Genomic DNA, 3,852 nt, shown 5'->3' with positions numbered 1-3,852 from the left:
CTTCCATGCGCGAAGCAAGGTCTAATCTGACTGGAGCCAAACGAATTTTCCCCCCCCTTCCCTCTTACAAGAGCCAACAAGCGACCATCAGCTCCTCGATAGATTGATTGAGGCCCAAATCCTTCAGTTTTCGCTTGAGAATGCACTGAAAACATCTCTCGGCGGCGTAAGCCAAATGCGCGCATAGTATCTATTTCATCCCGATGGCGTTGATAACGATCAGGATAAGTTCGCCGCCATTCGGCGGACGTCAACAATTTTGTGCGCCGTTCCAAGTAAGAACGTTTCGGCATACCAGCAATTGCAGACTTTACGACCCGATCTTCTGGGCGCCAATGTCCAGAACCGATCATAAGATGATTGATCATAAGAGCATCAGCGCCAATTGTGCTGGCGCTAAGGCCTCTATCACGCTGATAAACAAGATACTGAATAGCAATTTCACGCGAAATCTGATCCATAGAGCGGACGTTAGTCTGCTCTTTTAGCCAAGCGGCAAAGGTTTGTGCTCTTTTCCAGTGAAGTTCATAGCTACGATAAGAATAAATTCTTGTGTAATCAGCCCGGTGATTAGATTTAATTTTGTAACTGTGACGACTTCCGGCTCTCTTCTGTTGTGCAATCAGTTCTTGGCGAAACATTTGACGTAAATTTTTTGACATGATAACCCCCTGTTAAAACCTGGGACCGCGGTCCCCCTCCTGGGAGAAATTAGCAATTTTAGTGCGACCAGCGCCATTTTTCAGACGTTCTATTGGCCAACATGGGTTACAATCCCCGATTGGTCCCGACCTATGCAACAGTCAACTAATCACAAATCAATAATCAAAAAATTTACCTGTTTTTAATACCTAGAAAACGCTGTTCTGTAAGGGATCGGCTGGCTAACCAGCCTCCCGGCATTGGTTAGCCAGCCGCCCCTCTGCTACTCAGTACTTCTCTATTATTCCTACACAATTCAAGATCCACTTTCTTAAACCTCCTTTTTGAGCGCAGTACAAAAACTCCTCAAATTCAACTTTTTATGCCCCGCAGCCAAATAGTTGCGCTTGCTCTCACCAAGCAAATATAAGCTCCCCTCTTTCTTTATTCCTTGTAGTTGCAACTTTGCAACTGTGACAAACAAAAAGAGGACAGGCGTAATTACACCTATCCTCAAGTTAATTATTTTCCCAAAATTTAAACGCCCAGCATCAAAAAATGAGGGCAACACAAAACATAACGCGCCTCCACCTGGAAGCTTTTACACAAAACGAAGCGGCCACTTGGTCGCAAGATGATCCATTACTTATCATCTATGGTTTTATTTTAGCATAGAAATAGAAACAATGTCATTTAAAAAAGTTGTCACCATAAACTAAGATCTAAAAGCCTAAAATCATACATGGTTTCCAAAAACATTCCACCTAGTTTTCAGAAACATATGCAACCTAATCCCTTGAGCCACAATGGATACAGAGATCGTTACCCCGCAAAAAGTGATCAGAGTTGTTTCTATATAGTATCAAGATAAGAAAACAAAATTGCCAGCAAGCTGGCAATTTTGTACCCTCTCCTTTTACTTACCTGTCAAAAAATAATTACCACGGCTAGCATTCCACTTCACGATAATTTGACGCACCGCATCACTAACTTTTTCGTCGGTCGTGTGAACTAAATTGCCATCTTCAATATCGTCCAAATGTAATTCAGCCCGTACCTGCTTCAGCAAACCACCAAATGAAATTTGTCGCAAGCCAGTCAGCGCCTCTTCCAGCGTCTTGACAACTGCCAAATCACGATCCACCTTTGCTTTTTCACCAGTTTCTCTTGCCGTTAAATAATCACCCGGCTTCACTTGGTACTTAGCCGTTTCCTTTGCCGAGGCCACCAAGGAATTAGTCCCCTTGCGCTTATTCCTCTTAACGGATTCTACGTTCACAATTGGCGTGTAATCTAAGTCTAGTACTTCCTGCCATAAGTCCGTCCACTCTTTTTGGCTCAAGTAACCACCTTTTTTAAAATACGAGTTTCTAACCATTAGCAAGACGTGATAGTGGTGGTGATAGGTAATCCCACCGTCTGGCAAATCATTAATCGTAATTTCTAGTGACCGAACATACCCTACTAAAAATTGCTTAACTGCCTTTCGGTGTATCAGCTTCTCAAAAGCTTTAGCAAAATTCTTGATCCGGCCCCGTAACTCTTGACCCTCTGCGTTTTTCTCGGTCAAGGTCAGAAAAATAAACCGATCTTGCGGTTCTCGTTTATGGGCCGCTTCCAGCACCTGCTCTAATTGCCACGACGCTTTCATAGACCGGCGCCAATTACATAACGGGCACAGGCGCGACTTACAAAACCATGCTCGCGCCAGCTTCCGCTTGCCAGTCCCATCTTCGGCAAATTCCAGTACGTTTCCGCACTCTTTAACTCGGGCCGATTTTTTTAAGCTCAGCATTTCCAAGTAAGTTGCATAATCCAAACTCTGCAATTTTTTCTTCTGCCATGGCCGCTTCTGGCCCCGAGAATCGTAATCAACAAATACTTGCTCTGCCATCAAAAAAGCTCCTTTCACACCCACTTTGAATAGTGCTAAGGAGCCTAAATCTAAGCGAATTCAACTCTCGCGGTTGAATTTTTTCCCACCTTTATGTACACTTTACCTAGTACAAAAAGTACGGAATAGATCTAAGCTCACGTATCCAGGACCGGCCAAAGTCACAAGGACAGCACGTGGGCTTTTTTCGTATAGTTTTTTTGCTATTTCCTAGTATAGCTTGGCCTGATGCATCTATCAAACCACTTTTTTTTGCCTCAATGGGAATCGCCTAAAAAATCAAAAAATCGAGCATTTCATGGGGCGCTGTCGCCCCCAAACCCCCGACCAAGCGCCGGGCGCTTGACCCCTGTATCCCTGCCGGGAAGGCGCGGCAAAAAAGAATTTTTGCCAACCGTAAGGGTGGCATTGATCAGCGCGTCAACTCCTTATCCTCCCTCCCTACGGTCAGTCCGGTACCGTTGACCCGCGGCTTCCTTGATCGGGCTTCGCCGCCAGCTCAATTAACCGCACAAGTTGATCAACATCTTCAACACCCACAGATTTCAGCAAGCTCACAAGGCCATCTAAGCCAATTTCAGACAATTTATGGTCATCATCGTAAGCCAACCCATTTTCGGCTAATTCATTTTCCAAATTATCCATGCGAGTTTTTAATTCATGCCGCAGTACATAATCATCAAGTGCCCGCGCCATTAAATTTGATAAAGTAATACCTTGGTTGCTAGCCAAATGTTTCAGATAATCACGTGCCTCAGCAGTAACACGCATACGAATCACCGTATCCTTGTTAGCGCGATTAATCTTTTCCATTTTTCCACCTCCTTGGTTTTATATTATCATTTTGTGGCTACATAATCAAGCTACATTATCGGCCAATTCCTAAATAATGCCGCAACACGTCAAGCCTATTGTGCCCCAACTCCTTACTTAGCTCAAAGAACGCCCCATATTGAGCTTTGTACGCTCCTATCTGCCAGTTGTCGGCAAGATTAATTTCTTTGGTGGACGGAACCCAACGCCATTTACCGTCCGGTTTACGGCCATCATGAATATAGGTCTTAACCGTCCGAAAACCCTGATACTGTTGATTATTAAGCTGTTTTAACCGTTCTTGGGCATACTCAGCACGAAAAATATGAGATGGAATCTTGGAACTAGGTTCTGAATAAAACGGCTTATTCGCGCGCATATGGCGAAGGTAAACTTCTTTTTTTAACAGATCCTCAGTAGCAGGATAAGCATACTGGCCATAAAGTTCTTCCATGCGCGAAGCAAGGTCTAATCTGACTGGAGCCAAACGAATTTTCCCCCCC

2 protein-coding genes and 2 pseudogenes are annotated in these 3,852 nt (G+C 44.2%); all 4 read right to left on the bottom strand.

The window, feature by feature from the left end:
- Window positions 1-662: pseudogene (locus FC43_RS06050) on the bottom strand (hypothetical protein); the annotation flags it as partial.
- A gap of 896 nt (window positions 663-1,558) precedes the next feature.
- A complete protein-coding gene (locus FC43_RS06040) occupies window positions 1,559-2,536 on the bottom strand; it encodes a protein rep (RefSeq protein WP_056954921.1) in 978 nt (325 codons plus the stop codon).
- Window positions 2,537-2,983: 447 nt separating this feature from the next.
- Window positions 2,984-3,349 (bottom strand): hypothetical protein, encoded by a 366-nt coding sequence (locus tag FC43_RS06035; RefSeq protein WP_056954919.1) that lies wholly within the window; start codon window positions 3,347-3,349, stop codon window positions 2,984-2,986.
- 55 nt (window positions 3,350-3,404) lie between these two features.
- Window positions 3,405-3,852, bottom strand: a pseudogene (locus FC43_RS06030) (hypothetical protein); the annotation flags it as partial.

It is taken from the genome of Limosilactobacillus ingluviei DSM 15946, assembly GCF_001435775.1.
GTDB lineage: Bacteria > Bacillota > Bacilli > Lactobacillales > Lactobacillaceae > Limosilactobacillus > Limosilactobacillus ingluviei.
The sequence above is the reverse complement of the archived record's forward strand: the minus strand, read 5'-3'. Positions and strand labels throughout refer to the sequence as shown.